We start from the raw sequence: 21395 nt of genomic DNA on the forward strand, positions 1-21395 counted from the left end.
GGGTAGGATTCGATTCAATGCCAAGTTTTCCCATGTGGGTGAACGCGGCACTCAGGGCCCCGGCAGGCCGGAGTCCGGAAAGGCGAGCGATGACGGTCATCGATATCCTGCCCCCCGAACCGAGATCGGCCCGCAGACGGTTCAGCCATGGCGCCACCGGCAATGTAGCGGATGCGAGCTTTGTAACGGTTCCTGCGGCATCGAGCCGATCCGGTCCCGTAGCCGAACGTCCGACCCCGCCTCGTCCTCGTTCCACCCGTCACGTCGCCGCCCAGGAGAAGCCGTCTGCCGGAGCCGTCCTGGCGTGGGTAGAGCGTGGGCTCATGAATCTCTCTGCCGATGTGTTCGCAGCGATCGTTGCGGCTCTATGCGTTGCAGTGTTCGGTTTGGCTGGTGGATTTGCCCTGTTCGTGAGCGAGTCCGCGCCAGCAGAGCCGCCAGGCCTTGACCTGACGCACGTGAACCTCACGCCCCAGGATGCGAACGGCATGTCGCTTCTCCTGATTACAGGGATCGTCAAGAACAACAGTGACGTGCCGCTCGAGGCGCTGCCGATCCGCGCAGACCTGGTCTCGGGTGATGCCACGGTTGCCAGCACCGTCATCCAGCCACCCGTCGCAGCGATCGAGGGCGGCGAGAGCCACGGCTTCTCTGCACGCATTCCGCATCCTGGTGGAAAAATGCCGGAACTGCGGCTTTCCTTTGCATCGGCGGGTGCCTCGGCGCCATGATTATGCTATCGGCGGCCTTCTGAACCAGTCAGGAGAGCCCCATGCCCGTCGTTCGCGGCAAGATCATTGAGCCGCTCTACACCGCGGAAGCCATCGCCGAACGCAATCGTTCGATTGCCGCGGAGATCGCCAAGGGTCCTACCAAGGACCTGCTCGTCATCGCGATCCTGAAGGGCTCCTTCATCTTCGCCGCCGATCTGATCCGTGCGCTGCACGATGTCGGTCTGGCGCCGGAAGTGGAGTTCATCACGCTCTCGAGCTATGGAGCGGGTACGGTCTCGCAGGGCGTGCGCATCGTGAAGGACATCGACAGCGACGTGAAGGACCGCGACGTCCTGCTGATCGACGATATCCTCGAGTCCGGGCGCACGCTGCTGTTTGCCAAGCAGATGCTGTACGAGCGCGGCGCCAGGAATGTCTCGATCGCGGTGCTCCTGGACAAGAGCGTAAAGCGCAAGGAAGAGCTGGAGGCGGATTACGTCGGCTTCGAATGCCCGGATTATTTCGTGGTGGGCTACGGCATGGACGTCGCCTACGCCTTCCGCGAACTTCCCTTCGTGGGCGTGGTTACCGGAGACGCCCTCGGCGAGAGTTAGCCGTCAGCGATCCGCATATCGTTAACCATCTCGGGAGTGCTGGAGGAGGCTGTTTACTCCTCGAAAAGGAAAGTCTGGTGATTTGCTCCCGTAATGACACAGAATGGGAGACGTCGAGCGCCATGGCCAAGATCCTGATAACCGAGGATGAGGATTCCCTGCGCATGTTCGTTGCGCGAGCCCTTCGTCTCGACGGGCACGAAACCCATGAGGCGGGCGACGGCGCAGAAGGGCTGGAAAAGCTCGGGGAGACCGAATTCGACCTCTTGCTGTCCGACATCCGCATGCCCGTGATGGATGGTATCGAACTTGTCCATCAGGCGGCGTCGCGTCACCCTGGTCTCAAGATCCTTCTCATGACCGGTTATGCAGAACAGCGGGAGCGCGCCGACGATCTCGCCGAGAAGATAATCGATGTTGTCCAGAAGCCCTTCGCCCTTCCGGAAATCCGGCGGGCCGTGGCGCGCGCACTATCCGAGCAGCCACAGGCGGCCTGACGGGCTAGCGTATTTCCAGCAAACGCTCCAGGTAACGGCGCTCGATCTCACCCGCTGACGGTGCCGGGAACTGTTCCTGGATCGCGGTGCCCAGTTTTTCGCGAATGGCCTCCAGGATCCGCCGCGCCTGCTGCACGTCGATCTCGTTTGGCACCTTCACCTGATCGCCGAAGTCGGGACCCTGGGTGGCGCGTGGGCGTCCCAGCGGATCCCGGCCGTTCTGGTTGCCCTGCGAGACCTCGCCGGGGCCTTCACCCTTACCTTGGCCCTGTCCCTGCTGCATCGCCTGCATCATCTGCTGCATCATGTCCTGGGCGCCCTGACGCAGGGCGTTGAGGGCATTGCCCTGGCCCTGAACGGCCTGCTCGCCTTCGCCCTGGCCGAGGGCCTCGCCGGCATTGCCCATTTCGCGCTCCGCCTCTCCGAAGCCCTGGCCCGGCTGCATGCCGAGCTCCTTGAGACCCTGCTGCAGTTCCTGGAGCTGCTTGCCGAGGCCTTCCTGCTGGGCTTGCAGATTCCTCAGCGCTTCCCGCAGCTGTTCAGCGGTCATCTGGTCGGTGGGCGATCCTTGTTGTCCCTGCTGGCCGGGCTGGCCCTGTTGTCCCTGCTGCTGCTCGTAGGGCTGTTCTCCCTGCTGCTCGGGATCGCCGCGCTGCATGCGGTCCCGCAAGGCCTGCTCTAGCTGAAAGGTCTGGTCCATCAACCGCTGCTGTTCCTGCATGATCTCGCCGAGCTTGTCGATCTGCTGGCGCATCTGGCTGTTCTGCTGTTGCCCCTGCTGGCCTTGCTGCATGCGACCGGCCTGCAGGTTGTTCATCATCTGCTGCAATTGCGAGAGCATTTGTTGGGCCGCATCACGGTTGCCAGAACGGGCCAGATTCTCGATCTGGTCCAGCATGTTCTGCAGGTCGCGCTGGCGCAGCATGTTCTGGGCTTGCATGTCCTGGGGCGCGCGCGGGCTGTTCTGCAGGCGCTGGGCGAGCTCTGACATGAATTCCTGCATGGCTTGGCGGAGCTCGTCCATGAGCCTGGCGATCTCTTCGTCGCTGGCGCCGTTCTTCAAGGCCTCGTTCAGGGCATTCTGGGCATCGCGAAGGCGTCGCTCAGCCGCGGAAAGATCGCCGTCCTCGATACCGAGTGCGATGTCCCAGAGGTAGTCGGCCGTCTCCTTCAACTGTTCCTCGTCGCGCGCAAGCTCCATGCGTCCATGCGCCGAACGCAGAAGCAGGAAGTGCGACAGGTTCGGGATGGTCTCATCCGGTCGCAGCGTCAGCGCCTCGTTGAGTTCGAGCGCCCGCGGCACCTGCCTGCTGTCCAGGGAGAAAACCTGCCGCTGTTCGACGACCGCCGCCGCCAGCGGCTCCGAGAACGGCCGGGCGGGCAGCACCATTTCGTAAGGCTGGCTCCGTCCCGTCTGACCTGCCCCGTCCGTAGCCAGCAATGTGATCCTCACCCGCTTTCCGGAAAGCGGGTGCTCGGTCAGGTCACGGCTTGTCAAACCCTTAACCTCGTCCGAGCTACGTCGCGGCAGGTCGAGCGGGAAGGTCGGGAGTGGGTAAAGGGGAGTGGCGTCCGCTTCCGGTGCGTCCACCGGCTCGATCAGTGCCTGCGCTTCGCGAATGCCGTAATCGTCCTTGCCCTTGAAGGATATCTCCAGCGCGCCGTTCACGGCGCGACGCGGCTGCTTGTCGAAAGCGATCTCCGGTGGCTGGTCGGGGATGACGTCAAAGGTCCAGGTCTGCCCATTGATAGCGAGTTCACCGCTGCCATCGAGCGTCATCAGATAGGTGCGCCTTTGCGGAAGCTGGCTGCTCGGTTGGCCGGCGGCTCGAGCGTCTTGCTGCTGCTGTGCCTCGTCCGTTGCCTTCTCCCTCGCGGCGGCGATCTCTTCGCTCACCAGAGCGACGGGTTCCGCTTGTGAGGTAGGTGTGTAGGTCACGACTTCCTGGCCGTCTCCACCGGTCAGGCGGACGGTCAGTTGCGAGTGCTGTGGCAGCGACAGGCCGGTCGTTGAGCCGTCAGCCCCGCCCGTCAGGAAGATTGGCGCACGTCCAGTATAGGAGGGTGGAGTCAACCACGCATCGATCCGCAGGTCGGGAGCAGAGTCGGCTGGCGCAGAGGCTGGCCGAAAGGCGTCCCCGATCGTTCCTGCTCCGTTAGAGAAGGAGAAGCCGAATGCGGCGACCAGCAGGAGGGCGGGGACGGCGCGCAAGGCATGGCGGTCGTGACGCGCGATGTCGGGCTGTGGCAGGCCCGCATCGAGAGCTGCGATCCGTTCCGCCATGCGAATCTGGTGCTCCTTCCACAGCGCGCGCGCGAAGGGGGTGTCGTGGGACAGCGCATCATCCTGAACGGCGACCGGCTGGTGGGGCAGGTGGTTTCGCTCCTCGAGCAGGCGGTCGGCATCCGCGGATGCGGGCCAGCGAAGCCGAGCGATCGGCAGCAGCGTAGCCGCAAACCCGACGCCGAAGGCGATCAGCAGCGCCCAGCGGACCATATCCGGCATGAGGCGGAAAAGGCCGAACCATGCGAAGGCGAGGAAGAGCGCTGCGACACCCAGCATGGGCAGGAGGCGCGGCATCAGGCGCTCGACGAAGAGCACGGAGCGAGCGAGGGAGCGCTTCCAGGCCACTCGCCGGGCAAGTCCGGGAAGGGCGTCGAAGGCACCTTTGCGGATATTGCTCATGTCATCCGTCTCCTGTGGCGGCGCAAGATGCGGGCGTGCCGAGAGCGACGCTGCCTTCGAACCAAGATAGCGATCTTTATGGCGAAGACGAGAGCGGTCCTGCGGCGAGCGGCAGAAATCCGTCCGCTTCCTGCAATTGTGAACAGGACGAGATAAGGCTCAGGCGAGCCAGCCGGGTACCGAGTCCAAGCCGATCAGGTCTTCGTAGCTTCCGCGCGGACGTATCACGTGGAAGTCGCTGCCCCTGACCAGCACCTCCGGAACCAGAAGCCGTGAATTATAGGTGCCCGCTTGCACGGCGCCATAGGCCCCGGCGGAGCCTACGGCAATCAAGTCCCCGGGCTTCGGCGCCGCCATCTCCCGATCAAGCGCAAGATAGTCACCCGTCTCGCAGACGGGTCCGACAATATCGCCGCGGATCCGTGGCGCGCTGGCCGCGGCCGAAATCACCGGGCGTATCTCGTGATAGGCGTCGTAAAGCGTCGGGCGGATGAGATCGTTCATGGCGCCGTCGACGATGACGAAGGCCTTTTCGCCGCCGTCCTTGATGTAGATGACCTCGGTCACGAGGATGCCGGCATTGCCGACAATGAGCCGGCCGGGCTCGGTGACGATCTTGCAGTCCAGCGAACGCAGCTGTCGCTTCACCGTCTCGGCATAGGCGTCGGGAAGCGGCGGTGGATCATTGTCATCCTTGTAGGGGATGCCCAGGCCGCCGCCGATATCGACATGGTCGATCCTGTGGCCGTCGGCGCGTAGTGTATCCACAAGTTCGCGCAGCAGCCGGAAGGCATCCTCGAAGGGCTGCAGATCGGTGATCTGGCTGCCGATATGCATGTCGATGCCAGTGACCTCTATGCCGGGCAACTGGGCGGCATGCGCATACACGGCGCGGGCGCGCTCATAGGAAATCCCGAACTTGTTTTCCTTCTTGCCCGTGGAAATCTTCGCATGGGTGCGCGCGTCGACATCAGGGTTGATGCGGAAGGAGACATGGGCGCGGGTACCTTTACGCTGCGCCCGCTGGTTCAGGACTTCGAGTTCCGGCTCGGATTCGACGTTGAAGCAGTAGATGCCTGCCTCGAGTGCCAGATCCATTTCCGCCGCGGTCTTGCCGACGCCGGAGAACATGATGCGGCTTGCGGGGATGCCGGCCCCCAGCGCCCGGCGCAGTTCACCTCCGGACACGACGTCAACCCCGGCTCCGAGGCGCGCGAGCGTCTTCAGCACCGCCTGGTTAGAATTCGCCTTCATCGCGTAGCAGACCATCGCGTCGACATCGGCGAAGGCCTTGGCGAAGACGGTGTAGTGGCGCTCCAGGGTTGCGGTGGAGTACACGTAGAAGGGGGTACCGACCGCTTTGGCAATCTCGGGAATCGGCACATTCTCGGCGTGCAACACGCCATCGATGTAGTGAAAATGGTTCACGGCTTGTTTCGCTCAGAGCAAGGGATCAAGCAGGAAGCGCTTCTCGGGAACCGGCTCCGGCTTGCGGTCGTCTCCCGTCTTGCGGATGTTCTGCTGCTCGACAGGAGTGCTGGGCCGGTCGAGATCACCTTTGCGGCCGCATCCGGAAAGGACGATGCCGGCCACCGCCAGCGTCAGGGCGATGCCGCCGAATTTTTGCACGAGCTTCGACATTCCGTTTCCTTCATCAACCAGCCTGCGCTGGTGTCATAGCGGAGTTCCTGCCGCTTGTGCAGTCACTCCGCGGTCATTTCGATGGCTAGTTGCGGGCGCGCCACCAGGCAATCTGCTTGCGCACTTCCGACGGGGCGGTGCCACCGAAACTGGTGCGGCTTGCGACTGACGCATCGACCGACAGGACATCAAAGACCTTGTCGGTGATGGCATCATGGATGCCCTGGAGTTCCGCCAGCGAAAGTTCCGCGAGATCGCAGCCCTTCTGCTCGGCAAGCGCAACGGCCCGGCCGGTCACGTGGTGGGCGTCGCGGAACGGCAGGCCCGCCTCGCGCACCAGCCAGTCGGCGAGGTCGGTGGCGGTCGAGTAGCCCGATCCGGCTGCAGCGCGCATGCGGTCGGCGCGGATGGTCATGTCGCGCACCATCCCGGTCATCGCGGCAATCGCGAGTTCCAGGTTTTCCGCGGCATCGAAGACCTGTTCCTTGTCTTCCTGCATGTCCTTGGAGTAGGCGAGCGGCAGGCCCTTCATGACGGTCAGCAGTGCGACGAGCGAACCGTTGATGCGCCCCGTCTTGGCGCGGACCAATTCGGCCGCATCCGGGTTCTTCTTCTGCGGCATGATGGAGGAGCCGGTCGAAAAGGCGTCCGACAGGCGGATGAAGCCGAACTGCGGCGTCGACCAGATGACGATCTCTTCCGCAAGCCGCGACAGGTGCATGGCGCAGATTGCGGCAACCGACAGGAATTCCAGCGCAAAATCGCGGTCGGACACGGTGTCGATGGAGTTGCGGGTGGGCTCGCGGAAGCCAAGCGCTTCAGCCGTCATGTGCCGGTCGATCGGGAAACCCGTGCCGGCGAGTGCGGCGGCGCCGATCGGGCTTTCGTCCAGGTGTTCGATGGCGTGGCGTACCCGCTGCCGGTCGCGGCCGAACATTTCGACATAGGCCATGCAATGATGGCCGAAGGTCACCGGCTGCGCCGTCTGCAGGTGGGTGAAGCCGGGCATAACGGTATCGGCGTGTTCTTCGGCGCGGTCGAGAAAGGCTGCGATCAGGCCGGTCAGCATGCGTTCGGTCTTGCTCAGTTCTTCCTTCACCCAGAGACGAAAGTCGAGCGCGACCTGGTCGTTACGGGAGCGCGCCGTGTGGAGCCGTCCGGCGGCTGAGCCGATCAGCGCGGCAAGCCGTGCCTCCACGTTCATGTGGATGTCTTCGAGCTTGCGCGAGAACTCGAACTGGCCGCTCTCGATCTCTGACAGGATCGTGTTCAGCCCCTCGACAATCTTGTCTTTATCTTCGCCGGAAATGATGCCTTTTGCAGCAAGCATGGTCGCATGCGCCATTGAGCCGCGGATGTCCTGGGCGTAGAGCTTCTTGTCGAAGCCGATGGAGGCATTTATCTCCTCCATGATCGCATCCGGGCCGGAGGCGAAGCGACCGCCCCACATCTGGTTGGAGGATACAGCGTCCTTCGTGCCGTCAGCCATGATGCATACGTCCTGGAGTGCTAGATGACGAACAAGAGACCGCTTGGCCTTCCCTCCGCCAGATTGATCGTGATTGCCGCCGTTGCCGGGCTGGTTGCCGGCGCCGTGGCGGTATACGTGAGGAACACCGGGTCTGGCAATGGCGAGGTCGCCGCCGACGCTGGCGAGTGCGAGGGCACGGTGGAACTTGCCCGGACGGTCGACGAGTTCGCGCGGGGTGAGGTTGCCGCCATGGCCGCCGCCACATCGCCGCGGCTGATCGACCTTTCGTTCAAGGGGCCTGAGGGGCAGGACCTGAAGACGACCGATTTTGCAGGCAAGACCGTGCTGCTCAATCTCTGGGCGACGTGGTGCGGCCCGTGCAGGGAGGAGATGCCGGCGCTGAACAATCTACAGAAGGAGATGGGTGGGGAAGACTTCGAGGTCGTCGCCGTCAACATCGACACTGGCTCGGACGAGAAGCCGAAGGCCTTCCTGGCGGAGACCGGCGTGGATGCACTCGGCTATTACCGCGACAGTACGATGGGCGTCTTCAATACGATGAAGAAGGAAGGGCTTGCCTTCGGTCTCCCGGTCACGCTGATCCTCGACCGGAAGGGCTGCCTCGTCTCCGCCATGAACGGCCCTGCAGTCTGGGACAGCACAGACGCCAAGGCATTGATCACGGCCGCAAAGGGTTCCTGACGCCTCAGCGCGTCGGGACCGGCGTTTCGCCGCGGTAGTCATAGAAGCCGCGGCCGGATTTGCGGCCAAGCCAGCCGGCTTCCACATATTTCACCAGCAGCGGGCAAGGGCGGTACTTGGAATCCGCGAGACCGTCGTGCAGCACCTGCATGATCGACAGGCAAGTGTCGAGCCCGATGAAGTCTGCCAGCTGCAGCGGTCCCATCGGGTGGTTGGCACCGAGCTTCATGGCGGTGTCGATGGCCTCGACCGAGCCGACGCCTTCATAGAGGGTGTAGATCGCCTCGTTGATCATCGGCAGCAGGATGCGGTTGACGATGAAGGCCGGAAAATCCTCGGCAACTGTGATCGTCTTGTCGAGCGTCGAGACGAATTCCCTCGCGGTGGCGAAGGTCGTTTCTTCGGTCGCGATGCCGCGGACCAGTTCCGCCAGTTTCATGACCGGCACCGGGTTCATGAAATGGATGCCCATAAAGCGTTCCGGGCGGTCGGTCGCAGAAGCGAGGCGGGTGATGGACAGGGACGATGTGTTGGTGGCGAGCAGCGCCTCCGGCTTCAGGATCGGGCAAATCTGCGCGTAGATCTTGCGCTTGACGCTCTCATCCTCGGTGGCCGCCTCGATCACGAGGTCCATTGGCGCCAGGTCGTTGAGATCGGCCGAGCCGCTGATGCGTGACAGCGCCGCCTTGCGATCCTCGTCGGACAGCTTGCCGTTCGTGACCTGCCGGGCAAGGTTGCCGTTGATGGTTGCCAAGCCTGCCTCGATGCGGTCCTGCGAGAGGTCGTAGATGTGCACCTTGTAGCCCGCAATGGCAGCGACATGGGCGATGCCGCATCCCATCTGCCCTGCCCCGATCACACCGACGTTCTGAATACTAGCCAAACCCATGGACCTGCTCCCGAGGCGTCCGGCGGCGCCTGCTCTGATGCCGGCCCTTGGACGGGCCGGCCTGTCTTATCTTGGCCGACTGATGTCAGTTCTAGCGTTTTTCGCAGGTGCGAAGCAACGACTAAAGCGACTTCTGGAGTTCCGGCAGAAGTTCGAACAGATCACCGACGAGACCGTAGTCGGCGACCTGGAAGATCGGCGCCTCCTCGTCCTTGTTGATGGCGACGATGACCTTGGAATCCTTCATGCCGGCGAGGTGCTGGATCGCTCCGGAAATGCCGGCGGCGATGTAGAGGTCCGGTGCCACGACCTTGCCCGTCTGGCCAACCTGCCAGTCGTTCGGCGCGTAGCCCGCATCGACTGCCGCACGCGAAGCGCCGACTGCGGCACCCAGCTTGTCGGCAAGCGGAAGGATCACTTCGTTGAACTTGTCGGCGGAGCCGAGGGCGCGGCCGCCCGAAACAATGATCTTAGCTGAGGTCAGTTCCGGACGTTCGGAGGACGCGATGGCATCGGAGACGAAGCTGGAAAGGCCAGGATTGGCGGCTGCCGAAACCGTCTCGACCGAAGCCGAACCGCCTTCGCCGACAGCCGGGAAGGCTGCGGTGCGCACGGTGATGACCTTCTTGGCATCGGTCGACTGCACCGTCTGGATGGCATTGCCGGCATAGATCGGCCGCTTGAAGGTGTCGGCAGAGACCACTTCGATGATCTCGGAAACCTGCATGACGTCCAGCAGTGCTGCTACCCGCGGCATGACGTTCTTCGCGGACGCTGTCGCCGGAGCGATGATGGTGTCGTAGCTGTCCGCCAGCGACACGATCAGGTCGGCCAGCGGCTCGGCGAGACTGTTGGCAAGGTCTCCGCTGTCGGCGAGCAGGACTTTAGAGACGCCGTCGAGCTTGGCGACCGCATCGGCGGCAGCCTTTGCGCCGGAGCCGGCGACGAGGACGTGGATGTCCCCACCGATCGAATTCGCCGCGGTCAATGCCTTGGCGGTCTGATCGGAAACGCTGCTGTTGTCGTGTTCTGCCAGAAGAAGAATGGCCATATCTTTGTCTCCCTGTTCTTCCGACTTAAAGCACGCCGGCTTCGGTCTTGAGCTTCTCGACGAGCTCGGCAACGGTCTTCACCTTAATGCCGGCCTTGCGGCCGCCCGGCTCCTCGGTCTTCAGCACCTTGAGGCGCTGCGCCGTGTCGACGCCGAAATCGGCCGGCGTCTTCTTGTCGAGCGGCTTCTTCTTTGCCTTCATGATGTTCGGCAGCGATGCATAGCGCGGCTCGTTGAGACGAAGGTCGGTGGTGACGATTGCCGGCAGCTTCACGTCGATCGTCTGCAGGCCGCCGTCGACTTCGCGCGTTACCTTGGCGGATCCGTCGGCAAGCTCGACCTTGGATGCGAAGGTCGCCTGGCCCCACTTCAGGAGGGCGGCGAGCATCTGGCCAGTCTGGTTGCTGTCGTCGTCGATTGCCTGCTTACCCATGATGACGAGGCCAGGAGCTTCCGCTTCGGCGACACCCTTGAGGATCTTGGCAACAGCCAGCGGCTCGACCGTTTCATCGGTCTCCACCAGGACTGCCCGATCGGCACCCATGGCGAGCCCGGTGCGCAGGGTTTCTTCGGCCTTGGCGGGACCGATGGAGACGACCACCACTTCCTCGGCCTTGCCAGCTTCCTTCAGCCGCAGGGCTTCCTCGACCGCGATCTCGTCGAACGGGTTCATCGACATCTTGACGTTGGCAAGTTCGACGCCGGTGCCATCGGGCTTGACGCGGATCTTGACGTTATAGTCGACCACTCGCTTCACAGGTACCAGGATCTTCATGGGGTCCTTCCTTGACTTATGGAGCCGCACGAATGCAGCCTCTCCCGTTCGTCCTCTAGTCAGTGGGCGACATGGATACCCATTTTTTGCGCGATTACAACGTGGTTTTGGGCCGCAACGCGTGCGCTTTGATCATACCGCTATGACTGCCGTCTATGGTTGGCGCGAACCGACGAGGGGTACGGTGGCGCGGGTTTCGACCGCCTTGGGAATAACAATCTGGCGATCGAACAGCGGCACGCCCTTCCGTCGCATGAAGAGGACGAGGATTGCTCCTGCCAGGATCCCGCCGACATGGGCGCCCCAGGACACCATGCCGTCCAGGTCGATCGCCAGCATGGCGAACTGCTGCAGCAGCCAGAGCGTCAGCGGAATGAAAGCTGGCAACGGCAGCGGTATGCGGAACAGTACCAGCACCCAGAGCCGAACGCGCGGATGCAGGATGAAATAGGCGGCGACGACGCCGGATATGGCCCCGGACGCGCCGATTAGCGGACCCTCCGATGCCGGAGCGATCACCGCATGCAGCGTTGCGCCTGCCGCAGCACAGAGGAGATAGAAGACCAGGAACCGGACATGTCCGAGCGCATCCTCGACATTGTCGCCGAAGACCCACAGGAAGACCATGTTCGAGGCCAGGTGCCAGAAGTCCAGGTGGATGAAAGCATAGGTGACGTAGGTCAGGCTCGCCGGAACCAGGACAAGCTCGGGATCGAGGTAGGCTTGGTCGGAGGCGATGGCGGGGATGAAGCCGAGGCCGAGCGCCGCCAATTCACCTGTCATCTCCGGCGTTATCGCCGTGAAAGCCCAGACTGCCAAATTGGCGAGGATCAGCGCGATCGTCACATACTGGGCGCGGATGTGCTTCAGCGTGTTGGCATCATGGATCGGGATGAACATGGATGCCGCTTGCCTCTCGTTACCGATTCTTCCCCGGTACCCACAGCACATCGGCCTTGCCGTCGTCATTGGCGTGGCGGGCGGCGACGAACAGGAAGTCGGAGAGCCGGTTGATGTATTGCAGCGCCGGTTCGGCGACAGTTTCTCGCCGCGACAGCTCCACCATCAGCCTTTCGGCACGCCGGGACACGGTTCGGGCCAAATGCAGGGCGGCCGCAGCCGAAGATCCGCCCGGCAGGACAAAGGAGCGTAGCGGCTCGATCACCGCGTTCAGTTCATCGATTTCGTTTTCGATTCGAGTCACCTGGGCTGGTACGACGCGCAGAGGCTCGTACTCAGGGTTCTCCTCGACCTCCGGGTTGGCGAGGTCCGCGCCCAGGTCGAAGAGGTCGTTTTGGATGCGCGCCAGCATAGGATCGAGCTTCTGCATGCCGGACGTATGGAGACGCGCCATGCCGATGACCGAATTCGTTTCGTCCACCGTGCCATAGGCTTCGACGCGAAGGTCGTGCTTGTCCCGCCGCGGGCCGCTGACCAGCGAAGTCATACCCTTGTCGCCGGTGCGGGTGTAGATCCTGTTGATCCTGACCATATCTATCGCCCGCCGCCGGTGATCCAGAGGGTGAGCATGATGAGCACGATGGCAACCGCCTGGAGCATAAGCCGCAACTGCATCAGCTTGTTCGACTTGTTGGCATCGGTTCCCTTCATCATGTTGAACAGCCCGCGGATCAGGACGAGGACAACAAGGCCCATCACGATGACGGTGAGGATGGTGGTGAATGTGGACATTCGAGATGTTGACCTTTTCGTTGTCAGTCCAGCCGGCGCATCAGGCGGTAGAAGAGATCGGCCGGGAGGAGCCGCTTGAGCAAGGCTCCCTGCTTGGCGGGTGTCGTGACCAGATAATGTGGTTTGGGGCGGGATGCGGTCAAGGCATGCGTCAAGACGTCGTAGACCGCTTCGGGACCGAGCCTGTGTCGGTTTTTGGGGCCTGTGCCGCTCAGGCGGGCAAGCTGGCGCTTGTATTCGGCCGAATGCGCCGAGTTCTCCAGGTCGACATGTTCCTCGATCTTCGCCAGCGCATTGGCCGTGAAGCGCGATGCGATCGGTCCGGGTTCGATCAGGCTGACGTGGATGCCACTGCCTTCGAGTTCCATCCGCAGGGTCACTGTCAGGCCCTCAAGCGCATACTTCGAGGCGGTATAGGCGCCGCGGTAGCGATAGGGCAGAAGCCCGAGAATGGAGGAGCAATTGACGATCCGCCCATGGCCCTGTCGGCGCATGAGCGGAATGACCTGGCGGGTCAGCTCGTGCCAGCCGAACAGGTTGGTCTCGAATTGCTCGCGAAGGACATGGGTCGCGAGATCCTCTACGGCGCCGGGCTGTCCGTAGGCGCCGTTGTTGAAGAGGGCGTCGATCCGGTCGCCGGTGCGCTGCCGCACGACCTCTACCAGCGCCGCGATTGTCTCCGGCTTCGTGTAGTCCATCAGTAGGGCTTCGATGCCGTCCGCCTCAAGGGAGGCAAGATCCGCTGTCTTGCGGACCGTAGCAAAGACCCGCCAGCCGTCCCGCTTGAGGGCGCGGGCGCAATGGGCGCCGATGCCCGAAGAGCAGCCGGTAATGATGATCGATCTCTGATGCGGCATGAAAGGGTCCTGTACAAGGTGCCCGTGCATCCCATATTTCGGAGGCAGTGACAACGGAGCCCATCTTGGCCGAGAAGAAGAGCAGGATCCGCGGGCTGGGGCTCGCCTGGAAGGTCGCCTATGATGCCTATTGCCACTTCAACGAGGACGATGGCTGGGCCATGGCGAGCCATGTCGCACTGTCCGGCCTGCTTGCCCTGTTTCCCTTCCTGATCTTCGGTACCGCGCTTGCGGGGTTCCTCGGCGCAGACACGTTTTCCGAAACCGCAGTGCATCTGCTTTTCGACACATGGCCCCAGGACATTGCCGATCCCCTGTCGCGGGAGATCGAGCAGGTACTGACGATCCCGCGTGGCGGGCTTCTCACGCTGTCGGTGCTTGCGGCCGCCTACTTCGCGTCGAATGGCGTGGAGGCCCTGCGGGTTTCGCTGAACCGCGCCTACCGGGTCAGCGAAACGCGGGCCTGGTACATAACGCGTCTCGCAAGTCTCGGCTACGTCATCGCGGCCGTCATCATCTTCGCCGTCATCAGCACCCTGCTGGTGGCGGTGCCCGTCGCTCTCCATTATGGGGAGCGCTTCTTTCCCTGGCTGCAGGATCTCCTTCGCGCCGCATCCGATTGGGGGCTTTACGGTACGGTTCTGGTGCTGATGGGCGGGCTCATCCTGTCGCACAAATGGTTGCCGGACGGGCACCGGCGGATCATCGACGTGCTGCCCGGTGTCGTGGTGACGCTCGTCCTTTGGACGATCGGAGCTCTGATATTCGCGTCCTACCTGGCCACGTTCGCAAACTACGCGGCGACCTACGCGGGCCTGGCGTCCGTCATGATCGTGCTCGTCTTCCTCTACATGGTGGGCGTGATCTTCATGCTGGGCGCAGAGATCAATGCGGCGCTCATGAAGTATCGCGTCTACTCGGTTGTCGTGCATGCGCGCCGCAGGCGCAACAACCGAGACAGCCGGATCAAGGATGCCTCAGAGCCCGATCCGTCGGCGAATGTCGGCGGGTGAGGCGCCGGCGGCCCTGAGTGCCGCGAGCCCCGTCGACTGCTCGCTCTTCGAGAGCTTCCGGCCATCCGGCCCGAGGATCAGCCGGTGGTGGTGATAGACCGGCTCGGGAAGACCCAGCAGTTCCTGCAGCAGCCGATGTACCGAGGTTGCATGGTAGAGGTCGACGCCGCGGACCACGTGAGTGATCCCCTGCAGTGCATCGTCCACCACCACCGAGAGATGATAGCTCGACGGCGCATCCGAACGTGACAGGATGACGTCACCCCAGGCCGCAGGGCCCGCCTGCATTTCCTCTTCGCAGCCTTCTCCCGTCTCCCGCCATGTGAGCGGACGGGCGACCCTTGCCAGCGCCTCTGCCATGTCGAGACGCCATGCGTGCCGGCTGCCTTCCGCCAGCAGGCGCCGACGCTCCGTCTCGCTCCTCTTACGGTCGGCGTCCGGATAAAGCGGCGATCCGTCCGGGTCGCGAGGCCATACCTCACCGACCGCCTCATGCGCGGCAACGGCGGATTTCACGTCGCCGCGGGTCATGAAGGCGGGGTAGACAAGCTCCATCTCCCTCAGCCGATCCAGCGCCGCGCCATAGTCGCCAAAATGCTCCGACTGGCGGCGGACCGGTTGCTCCCATCGAAGTCCCAACCAGGTAAGATCCCTGTAGATGGCTTCCTCATGATCCGGCGTGCAACGGGCGAGGTCGATATTCTCGATGCGTAGCAGAAAGCGCCCGCCGACCGCCTGCGCCATCTCATGGTTGAGAATGGCGGAGAGCGCATGCCCGAGATGCAGGGGGCCGTTTGGACTGGGCGCAAAACGGAAGACGGGTCTTTGACCGGGTGGTGCGAGCATGGTTTCTTCTGGCATGAAATCCGTGGCGGGACCACAGGGACAAAACATGCGCATCATCTGCAACGAAATCGACATTCAGGTCGGCCTCGCGGCGCTGGCGTCACTCGACCCGCGGCTGGTGCCGGTAATTGAGGCTGCCGGTCCCGTGCCGCTGAGGTTGGCGGAGGCAGGCTTTGCCGGGCTAGCTTTCATCATCGTCTCGCAGGTGGTCTCGAAAGCGAGCGCCGCGGCGATCTGGAACCGCATCCGCGCGGCGGGACCAATCACGGCCGAAACCTATCTTGGCCACCAGCCCGAAACGATTGCCTCCTTCGGCCTGTCGCGCGCCAAGGCAGCCACGCTCGCTCATGTCGCCCGAGCAGTGGCCAACGGTGAGGTCAACCTGGAAGAAGTCGCGCGGATGGAGCCTTTCGCTGCGATGGCGAAGCTGACGGCGCTTCACGGGGTGGGACCATGGACGGCCGAAGTCTATCTGATGTTCTGCGGCGGCCATCCGGATATATTTCCGTCAGGCGATGTCGCCTTGCAGGCCGCCGCCGCCCATGCTTTCGGCCTGCCGGAAAGGCCATCCTCCCGGGCGCTTGCGGAGATGGCGGAGGCTTGGCAGCCATGGCGTTCGGTCGCGGCCCGACTTCTATGGGCCTACTATTCCACCAGCATTCGCAAAGATGTGGCCCCAGTTGCGGGTTAACTACTGCCCACCACTGTTATTTCTGCTTCACAATTCTGTGGCAACGGACCTAATATAAAACTGCAGATGCCGAATCGGTAAGGAGTACCCCTTGACGATTGCAGTCTCTCCCCAGGCCTTGCCGGCGCTCGTCCTGAACGCCGACTACCGGCCGCTGAGCTATTATCCCTTGTCGCTGTGGTCCTGGCAGGACGCGATCAAGGCCGTATTCCTGGACCGTGTGAACATCATCGCCGAGTACGAACATTCCGTCTCTTCGCCCAGCTTTTCCATGCGCCTGCCGAGCGTCGTCAGCCTCAAGACCTATGTTCAGCCTACCCGCCACCCGGCCTTCACCCGCTTCAACGTCTTTCTGCGCGATCGCTTCGAGTGCCAGTACTGCGGTTCCCGCGACGAGTTAACCTTCGATCACGTGATCCCGCGGGCGCATGGCGGCCAGACCACCTGGGAGAACGTCGTGGCTGCCTGTTCTCCCTGCAATCTCCGCAAGGGCAGCAAGCTGCCGAAGCAGGCCGGCATGTTTCCGCACCAGAAGCCGTATCCGCCGACGGTGCAGGACCTCCACAACAATGGCCGGCTCTTCCCGCCGAACTACCTGCACGAAAGCTGGATGGATTATCTCTACTGGGATACCGAGTTGCAGCCTTGAAGCTGTCAGTCCGGCTTCTTCGACGCGCCAAGGAAGGCGACGGCAGCCAGCATCACGCTCGCAATCACGTTCCAGCCGGCGAACGACAGACCAAGTACCCGCAGCGATGCCTGCGTGCAGGATGGGCCGTGAAAGGCGTTCAGATCGTCCAGGAGGCTGCCGGCATTGGTTGTGAGGCCGGGCGAACTGGTGGCGCAGGTGGCCGGACCCTCCCAGAACCCCCACTCAACGCCCGCGTGATATACACCCATGCCAGCACCCACGATCATCATCACACCGATGAGCGCGAGCAGGCTGCGAGTAACCCATGCGGGTGCACGAAAGCTGGCGGCCATGATCGCAGCGATACCGACCGGGATTCCGTAGTAGTAGGGGTCGCGTTGCAGCAGGCAGAGCGCGCAGGGGATGTAGCCGCCGATGTGCTCGAAGGCGAGCGCTCCGCCAACGGTCGCCACCATGCCAAGGGTCACCGCGGAAGCGTAGATCAAGGGGCGGGAAAAGGTGGGGGAGCGGATTCCGGATGTCATGCACGTCTCCAGGCCGAAGGGCCAATCAAGGTCGTCGCTCATTAGAACATCGGACCGAGCGGCGCAATTCTCCCGCGCTTCGCATGAGGGTGACCCTCACACATCTGCGTGAGACGGGGCTCTGGATGGTCAGTTAGGATGGTGCCCCGTGCCGGAATCGAACCAGCACTCCTTTCGGAACCTGATTTTGAGTCAGGCGCGTCTACCAGTTCCGCCAACGGGGCACGGAAGGTATGGAATGGCCTCTATCATGGGCTCGCGCTGCTGCGCAAGTGAGGAGGTAGCCGGTAGCGCGGACGCTTCAGTGCGCTTCTGGCACAGCAGTCCATCCGACAGTGACGAAGCGTTAATGATCATGGCACTGCGGAGGGCGCGGGCGAAACCTTCTCCACGCGACGGTGGTTCCCTCCATGCCCGTGATGGTTGCGGGTCTTGTATGGAGGAATGACCATGAAAGTCAGGAGAAGTATGCTTCTCGTCTCCGCTTGCCTGATCTTGCCGGCTCTCGGGCCGGCGGGTGCGCAGGAAACGGGAGTGTCGGTGGGTGGCGTCAGCGTCGGTGTAGATACCAGCAACGGCCTCGGGGTCGGGGCTTCGGTCGGCGGTAGCAACGGCGTGAACGCAAGCGCGAACGTCGGAGGTAGCAGCCTCGCCGACGTGGATGCTACCGTGGGCGGCGCCGATGGCGTAAATGCGAGTGTCGATGCGGATATCAGCGATGGTGTCGATGTGGATGCAACCGCCTCGATCGGCGGCTCGAACGGGGTCAATGCCGGCGCCGGGGTGCGGGCCGGTGGAGGTTCGGGCGTCGGCGCCGATCTCGATATCGAGATCGGTGGCGCCGGCCCGGGTGCGGGCGGGCCGGGTGCGGGTGGGCCGGGCGCCGGAGGTGCCGGTGCCGATCTGACCCCGGCGCAACGCGAGGCCTTCAACGCCATGTCAGAAGACGAGCAGCGCCGGCTGCTCAACCGTTGCGGTGACCTGCTCTCGAGCGGCACCGACGCCGAACTGGCAGCCTTGTGCCGGATGCTGCGGATGACCGCGCAGCGTTAGGCCACGATACGCATGATGATGGGCCAAGGGGGCAGCCACGGCTGCTCCTTGTGGCCGCGGCCTGCTGGTGCTAGCAGATTGCAACGCTGAAAACGCGACACAGGCCCCATGCTGCTTCCAAACGCTCGATCTTCCTACGACGAAATCCTCCGCAGTTTTGAGTGGCGCATCCCGACCAGGTTCAACATTGGCCATATGGTTTGCGATGCGTGGGCGGAAAAGGAGCCGGCGCGCATCTGCCTGCAGCACTTCAGTCCCGATGGCCAGCACCTCGCCATGGCCTATGGCGAGCTTCGCGAAAAGTCCTCTGCGCTCGCAAACGGATTAGATTCCCTCGGGATATGCCGCGGCGACCGGGTGGCGCTTCTGCTGCCGCAGGGCTTCGATACGGTCGTTGCCCATGTGGCGATCTACAAGCTCGGCGCGATCGCACTGCCATTGGCACTGCTGTTCGGCGAAGAGGCACTGGAGTATCGGCTGCGTGCATCGAAAGCAGTGGCAATCGTGACCAACGCGTTCGGCCTGCCGCGCTTGCAGGCGATCCGCGCGAAGCTGCCGGCTCTGCGGCATCTCGTCGTCGCGGGAGGGACCGTTGCCAGGGATGGTGCGCTGGCGTTCGATGATCTGCTGGATCAGCATCCATCGCGGTTCGAGGCCGCGGCGACCGGCCCTGACGACCCCGCACTGATGATCTTCACGTCCGGCACGACCGGACCCCCCAAGGCGGCGCTCCATGGCCACCGGGTGCTGGCCGGCCACATTCCCGGTTTCCAACTGGGACATGAGTTTGCGCCTCAGGAGGGGGATCGGATCTGGACGCCCGCAGACTGGGCCTGGGCCGGCGGCCTGTTGAACGTGCTCCTTCCGGCGCTGATGCTCGGCATTCCGGTAGTCTCCTCGCCGCCGCAGAAGTTCGACCCTGACATGGCCTTCCGCATCATCGCCGAGATGGATGTCCGCAACGCCTTCATTCCGCCGACCGCGCTGCGCCTGATGAAGTCTGTCGCCGAGCCGCGGTCCCGTTACGACCTGCGCCTGCGAACGATCACATCGGCGGGCGAGGCACTCGGACGAGAGACCTATGAGTGGGCCCGTAACGTCCTCGGCGTTACCGTCAACGAGCTCTATGGCCAGACCGAGTGCAACTTCGTTCTCGGTTCCTGTGCTGCCCTGGGCATCACCAAGGCCGGTGCGATCGGGAGAAGCGTGCCGGGGCATGTCGTGGCCGTCCTCGATGAACGGGGCTTGGAAGTCGCCGATGGTGTCGAAGGCGAGATCGCCGTCAGGGCGCCCGACCCGGTGATGTTCCTCGGCTACTGGGACGATCCGGCTACGACGGAGGCAAAGGTCAGGAACGGTTGGCTACTGACGGGCGACATAGGGCGCCGGGACGCAGAAGGCTTCGTGGAGTTCGTCGGACGGGACGACGACGTCATCACGTCGGCAGGTTACCGGATCGGCCCGGCGGAAATCGAGGATTGTCTCAGCGGCCACCCCGCCGTCCGGCTCGCTGCCGTGATCGGCAAACCGGATCCGCTGCGCACGGAGATCGTCAAGGCCTATGTCGTCCTTCGCGAGGGGCACGAGCGTAGTGAACGCCTCGCGGCCGAGCTTCGCGACTGGGTCAAGCACCGGCTGTCGATGCATGAGTATCCCCGGGAGGTGGACTTCGTCGACGATCTGCCGCTGACGACGAGCGGCAAGGTGATCCGCCGGATGCTGCGCCTGCGTGCGGCAGCGGAATGAACCTTATTCAGGTCGCCTGGCGATCGACAGGATCTTCTGCCGTAGCAGACGTGCCATGTTTCGCGTGCTCCGGTACATGTGGAGCTGGGTCGCCACTTGCCGGACATCCTTGTCGGCATTGTGCGTGAGGCCGATCACCAGCGTCCCCATCTCCTCGCGCTCCTCCCACATCCGGCTCATGATGGAGTGGTCGGCGGTCGCGCAGGAATCGGTACGCAGGATATTGGCATCATCGAGGTGCCATTCGGTCAGCTTCATCATGAGCAGCTTTCCGGGGGACCATGCGGCAAATTCCTCGTCGTAAGTCGTCTTCCAGGTATAGGCTTCGCCGGCCATGACGAAGACGATAAGGGAGGCGATCGCGCGGCCGTCGAGGTTGAGTGTATGGATGCGGACGGCATCAATCTCGGCGAGATTGGTAATGGCTTCCCGGGCAAAGGCAGCGCGGTAGCGGTCGTTGATGAGGGCGGAGCGCTTGCGTCCCTTCCATCCCGCTGCCTCCAGCGCCAGGAATTCCTCCATGCGGAGCCGGACCTCCTCCGGTTGACGGGCGACTGCGTAGTCCAGTGCCCCGTGCTCGGCAAGCCGTCGCCATTGGCGCTGCATTTCCCGGTAGTGGTGAGGAGAGACCGCCCGCTTGAGGTAGGTTTCCGGAGCCTCGACGCTTTCCAGCATGGGACGCGTGCCCGGCTCGGCGAGCGTCACCGGCAGGTCGCGACCCACCGCAACGGCGCGCGCCAACTGGGCGAAGCGTCCGTTGACGCGGATCTGGGGCAGGACGAGTACCGATGGAAGCTGCATGTCCGGTCGAGAAAGACCGTCCAAAAGGTTGTCGAGCGTCTCGGCGGCGCCCTCCGCATCGACAAGGGGCGTTCCCAGTGGCCCGAACGGGTTTGCCCATGCACGGGTGATCGCCGGGCCGATCGAGAAGCCGGGTTTTTCGATCGTGAAGGGCATCAGCAGCCGCATGCGGCTGTGCCCCTCGTTCTCGTCGCGGATCACGGCGAACCGGACCTGCTTGTCCTCTATCCGTGGCATTGCCGGCGCCAGCAGACGGGCGCTGAAGAAGATGTTGGGTTCCATCACCCGGTTGGAAAGGAATTCGAGCTCCTGCTGGAGGTCGTAGCCTAGCGAGGCGGGGTAGATGCAGAGTTCCCGTCCCGGGCGTCCTACTTCGGTCTGTTGGTCTGCACGGGGCCGTTCTGCCTGCAGCTCCGGCACCAGAGGCGGTGTCCAGAGAGAGGCTGCGGGATCCATTGGCCGGCGGCTGTCGGGGGAGGGG

Annotated in this window: 23 protein-coding genes and 1 tRNA gene; 9 read left to right on the plus strand and 15 right to left on the minus strand. The window is 63.4% G+C overall.

The features are described from left to right. Positions 1 to 89 precede the first annotated feature (89 nt). From ACEPP2_RS09210 to ACEPP2_RS09220, 3 genes are all read left to right on the plus strand, one after another. Positions 90 to 731 carry a hypothetical protein gene (locus tag ACEPP2_RS09210; protein WP_077549408.1) on the plus strand — a complete coding sequence of 214 codons (642 nt, stop codon included), beginning with the start codon at positions 90 to 92 and terminating at the stop codon, positions 729 to 731. A 41-nt stretch (positions 732 to 772) separates the two neighbouring features. After that, positions 773 to 1327, plus strand: coding sequence for a hypoxanthine phosphoribosyltransferase (gene hpt, locus ACEPP2_RS09215; protein ID WP_077549409.1), 555 nt, complete (start codon positions 773 to 775; stop codon positions 1325 to 1327). A gap of 122 nt (positions 1328 to 1449) precedes the next feature. Beyond that, the gene (locus tag ACEPP2_RS09220; RefSeq protein WP_052640310.1) at positions 1450 to 1824 is read left to right on the plus strand and encodes a response regulator; all 375 of its coding nucleotides are present in this window, start codon (positions 1450 to 1452) and stop codon (positions 1822 to 1824) included. Between the two features lie 4 nt (positions 1825 to 1828). Here the strand turns inward: ACEPP2_RS09220 and ACEPP2_RS09225 are convergent, their stop codons facing one another. The 4 genes from ACEPP2_RS09225 to argH all read right to left on the minus strand — a co-directional run bounded on the left by ACEPP2_RS09225 (position 1829) and on the right by argH (position 7640). Beyond that, complete coding sequence (locus ACEPP2_RS09225) at positions 1829 to 4510, minus strand: TIGR02302 family protein (protein ID WP_395516393.1); 2682 nt, start codon at positions 4508 to 4510, stop codon at positions 1829 to 1831. A 159-nt stretch (positions 4511 to 4669) separates the two neighbouring features. Continuing rightward, positions 4670 to 5938, minus strand: a complete 1269-nt coding sequence (gene lysA, locus ACEPP2_RS09230; RefSeq protein WP_395516394.1) for a diaminopimelate decarboxylase — start codon at positions 5936 to 5938, stop codon at positions 4670 to 4672. A 12-nt stretch (positions 5939 to 5950) separates the two neighbouring features. Further along, positions 5951 to 6151 (minus strand): LPS translocon maturation chaperone LptM, encoded by a 201-nt coding sequence (gene lptM / locus ACEPP2_RS09235; protein WP_052640307.1) that lies wholly within the window; start codon positions 6149 to 6151, stop codon positions 5951 to 5953. An 85-nt stretch (positions 6152 to 6236) separates the two neighbouring features. Next, positions 6237 to 7640: an argininosuccinate lyase gene (argH, locus tag ACEPP2_RS09240; protein ID WP_077549412.1), complete on the minus strand. Its 1404-nt coding sequence runs from the start codon at positions 7638 to 7640 to the stop codon at positions 6237 to 6239. 24 nt (positions 7641 to 7664) lie between these two features. On the opposite strand from argH, the gene tlpA reads away from it, so the two are divergent. Further along, a complete protein-coding gene (tlpA, locus tag ACEPP2_RS09245) occupies positions 7665 to 8324 on the plus strand; it encodes a thiol:disulfide interchange protein TlpA (protein ID WP_152341833.1) in 660 nt (219 codons plus the stop codon). A gap of 4 nt (positions 8325 to 8328) precedes the next feature. Here tlpA and ACEPP2_RS09250 read toward each other — a convergent pair whose 3' ends face one another. From ACEPP2_RS09250 to ACEPP2_RS09280, 7 genes are all read right to left on the minus strand, one after another. Then, positions 8329 to 9213 (minus strand): 3-hydroxybutyryl-CoA dehydrogenase, encoded by an 885-nt coding sequence (locus ACEPP2_RS09250; protein WP_395516395.1) that lies wholly within the window; start codon positions 9211 to 9213, stop codon positions 8329 to 8331. A gap of 121 nt (positions 9214 to 9334) precedes the next feature. Next, positions 9335 to 10264 carry an electron transfer flavoprotein subunit alpha/FixB family protein gene (locus ACEPP2_RS09255; protein WP_142586376.1) on the minus strand — a complete coding sequence of 310 codons (930 nt, stop codon included), beginning with the start codon at positions 10262 to 10264 and terminating at the stop codon, positions 9335 to 9337. Positions 10265 to 10289: 25 nt separating this feature from the next. Continuing rightward, positions 10290 to 11039 carry an electron transfer flavoprotein subunit beta/FixA family protein gene (locus ACEPP2_RS09260; protein WP_077548720.1) on the minus strand — a complete coding sequence of 250 codons (750 nt, stop codon included), beginning with the start codon at positions 11037 to 11039 and terminating at the stop codon, positions 10290 to 10292. Positions 11040 to 11192: 153 nt separating this feature from the next. Continuing rightward, positions 11193 to 11939, minus strand: coding sequence for a rhomboid family intramembrane serine protease (locus ACEPP2_RS09265; RefSeq protein WP_077548719.1), 747 nt, complete (start codon positions 11937 to 11939; stop codon positions 11193 to 11195). Between the two features lie 19 nt (positions 11940 to 11958). After that, positions 11959 to 12531, minus strand: coding sequence for a cob(I)yrinic acid a,c-diamide adenosyltransferase (locus tag ACEPP2_RS09270; RefSeq protein ID WP_077548718.1), 573 nt, complete (start codon positions 12529 to 12531; stop codon positions 11959 to 11961). A gap of 2 nt (positions 12532 to 12533) precedes the next feature. Beyond that, positions 12534 to 12731 carry a twin transmembrane helix small protein gene (locus tag ACEPP2_RS09275; RefSeq protein WP_052640291.1) on the minus strand — a complete coding sequence of 66 codons (198 nt, stop codon included), beginning with the start codon at positions 12729 to 12731 and terminating at the stop codon, positions 12534 to 12536. A gap of 23 nt (positions 12732 to 12754) precedes the next feature. Beyond that, positions 12755 to 13588: an SDR family oxidoreductase gene (locus tag ACEPP2_RS09280; protein ID WP_395516396.1), complete on the minus strand. Its 834-nt coding sequence runs from the start codon at positions 13586 to 13588 to the stop codon at positions 12755 to 12757. A 65-nt stretch (positions 13589 to 13653) separates the two neighbouring features. Here ACEPP2_RS09280 and ACEPP2_RS09285 point away from each other — a divergent pair, with 65 nt between their 5' ends. Next, positions 13654 to 14601 carry a YihY/virulence factor BrkB family protein gene (locus ACEPP2_RS09285; RefSeq protein WP_077548717.1) on the plus strand — a complete coding sequence of 316 codons (948 nt, stop codon included), beginning with the start codon at positions 13654 to 13656 and terminating at the stop codon, positions 14599 to 14601. Here ACEPP2_RS09285 and gluQRS read toward each other — a convergent pair. Beyond that, entirely contained in the window at positions 14566 to 15447 is an 882-nt protein-coding gene (gene gluQRS, locus ACEPP2_RS09290; RefSeq protein WP_395516397.1) for a tRNA glutamyl-Q(34) synthetase GluQRS, read from the minus strand. The two genes, ACEPP2_RS09285 and gluQRS, sit on opposite strands and share 36 nt — an antisense overlap. Here gluQRS and ACEPP2_RS09295 point away from each other — a divergent pair. Further along, positions 15446 to 16138, plus strand: coding sequence for a DNA-3-methyladenine glycosylase family protein (locus ACEPP2_RS09295; protein WP_395516398.1), 693 nt, complete (start codon positions 15446 to 15448; stop codon positions 16136 to 16138). The two genes, gluQRS and ACEPP2_RS09295, sit on opposite strands and share 2 nt — an antisense overlap. Positions 16139 to 16229: 91 nt before the next feature. After that, the gene (locus tag ACEPP2_RS09300) at positions 16230 to 16787 is read left to right on the plus strand and encodes an HNH endonuclease (RefSeq protein ID WP_142586371.1); all 558 of its coding nucleotides are present in this window, start codon (positions 16230 to 16232) and stop codon (positions 16785 to 16787) included. Positions 16788 to 16792: 5 nt separating this feature from the next. Here ACEPP2_RS09300 and ACEPP2_RS09305 read toward each other — a convergent pair whose 3' ends face one another. Together ACEPP2_RS09305 and ACEPP2_RS09310 are read right to left on the minus strand one after the other, a co-directional pair. Continuing rightward, a complete protein-coding gene (locus ACEPP2_RS09305; protein WP_395516399.1) occupies positions 16793 to 17314 on the minus strand; it encodes a disulfide bond formation protein B in 522 nt (173 codons plus the stop codon). 139 nt (positions 17315 to 17453) lie between these two features. Then, positions 17454 to 17538: transfer RNA gene (locus ACEPP2_RS09310), tRNA-Leu, on the minus strand. A 226-nt stretch (positions 17539 to 17764) separates the two neighbouring features. Here ACEPP2_RS09310 and ACEPP2_RS09315 point away from each other — a divergent pair. Together ACEPP2_RS09315 and ACEPP2_RS09320 are read left to right on the plus strand one after the other, a co-directional pair. Further along, positions 17765 to 18367, plus strand: coding sequence for a hypothetical protein (locus ACEPP2_RS09315; RefSeq protein WP_395516400.1), 603 nt, complete (start codon positions 17765 to 17767; stop codon positions 18365 to 18367). A 108-nt stretch (positions 18368 to 18475) separates the two neighbouring features. Further along, positions 18476 to 20113, plus strand: coding sequence for an AMP-binding protein (locus ACEPP2_RS09320; RefSeq protein WP_395516401.1), 1638 nt, complete (start codon positions 18476 to 18478; stop codon positions 20111 to 20113). Between the two features lie 3 nt (positions 20114 to 20116). On the opposite strand, the gene ACEPP2_RS09325 is transcribed toward ACEPP2_RS09320, so the two are convergent. Continuing rightward, complete coding sequence (locus ACEPP2_RS09325) at positions 20117 to 21370, minus strand: GNAT family N-acetyltransferase (protein ID WP_395516443.1); 1254 nt, start codon at positions 21368 to 21370, stop codon at positions 20117 to 20119. Between the last annotated feature and the right edge of the window lie 25 nt (positions 21371 to 21395).

The sequence above is a fragment of the Pseudorhizobium flavum genome, assembly GCF_044142885.1.
Taxonomy (GTDB): Bacteria; Pseudomonadota; Alphaproteobacteria; order Rhizobiales; family Rhizobiaceae; genus Neorhizobium; species Neorhizobium flavum.